Here is a 572-nt window from a genome sequence, read left to right on the forward strand (position 1 = left end):
CCTACCAGCGCACCGAGGAGATGACGGCCGACCGCTCGGCGATCACCTATCTCAACGCCACCGGCCAGTCCGGCATGGGCATGCTGAAGACGTTTCACCGCTTCCAGACTGCGCTGTCGCTCTCGGGCGCGCAAGTCGATCCCTACCGGATCAGCCATCCGATGCCGCGGGATCGTATCTCCAATCTCGAAGTGCTGGTGAAACAGAGCCCCAATGTCGACAGGCCGGACCCGCCCGCGCTGCAGCAGCGCCATGACATGGTGCGGGTGAAGATCGCCGTCTACATGGAAGGCCAGGCGGCTGCGTCGCGGCTGATGCGAAAGATGCAAGGGACACTCGCCGCGCTATATGGCGACGCCCAGTCGACCTACCTGTTCGGCAACATCGCCGCCGCGCTCGCCAAGACCAATGCACTGATCAAGGCGCAGCCCAAGAACGCTTACTTCCAGGAACTGCGCGGCGACATCCTGATGAAGGCAAACAAACCCAAGGAAGCCGCGGACGCCTACGCCAAGGCGGTCAGCCTCGATTCGGCGCGGTCCGGTCTGCTGCCGGTGTCCATGGGCCAGGCG

1 pseudogene is annotated in these 572 nt (G+C 64.2%); it reads left to right on the plus strand.

Annotated elements, in window-relative coordinates:
• Positions 1 to 572, plus strand: a pseudogene (locus EOC06_RS43435) (M48 family peptidase); the annotation flags it as partial.

The sequence above is a fragment of the Mesorhizobium sp. M7A.F.Ca.MR.362.00.0.0 genome (assembly GCF_004023175.1).
Classification (GTDB): Bacteria; Pseudomonadota; Alphaproteobacteria; order Rhizobiales; family Rhizobiaceae; genus Mesorhizobium.